Annotated in this window: 1 protein-coding gene; it reads left to right on the top strand. The window is 29.3% G+C overall.

Annotated elements, in window-relative coordinates; translation table 11 throughout:
* A partial coding sequence (locus L988_RS05465; RefSeq protein WP_156111927.1) for an RNA-guided endonuclease TnpB family protein occupies positions 1–539 on the top strand: 539 nt, incomplete at both ends.

Genomic DNA, 539 nt, shown 5'->3' with positions numbered 1-539 from the left:
TAACTATGAAGAAATATAATTTAGCTTTTAAATATAGAATATATCCTAATGAAACTCAAGCTAATACAATCAATGCAACTTTTGGTTGTACTAGACTTGTGTATAATAGATTTTTAGCTCAGAGAAAAGAACTCTATGAATCTGAGAAGAAATCAGTAACTTACAATACTCAAGCGAAAGAATTGCCGCTACTTAAAAATGAATTACTATTTTTGAAAGATGTAGACTCAATCGCATTACAACAATCTCTTAAAAACTTAGATGCAGCATATAAGAATTTTTTTCAGAAAAGAGCTGATTTTCCGAAATTCAAATCTAAAAAATCTAGTAGAAAATCATATAATACTGTTTCTACAAATGGAAATATTAGAATTGAGGGCAATTCTATAAAACTTCCTAAGCTAGGTTTAGTTAAAATTAAATTTCATAGAGCGATACCTCAAAATTATGTAATCAAATCAGCCACTATTAGCCAAGAACCTAATGGGGCTTTTTACGTTTCTGTACTCACAGAATTCGTGGCAGATATAGTTCCTGTA

Source organism: Cetobacterium sp. ZWU0022 (assembly GCF_000800875.1).
GTDB lineage: Bacteria > Fusobacteriota > Fusobacteriia > Fusobacteriales > Fusobacteriaceae > Cetobacterium_A.
Note: the sequence above shows the minus strand (reverse complement) of the source record. Positions and strands in the feature narration are given on the sequence as shown.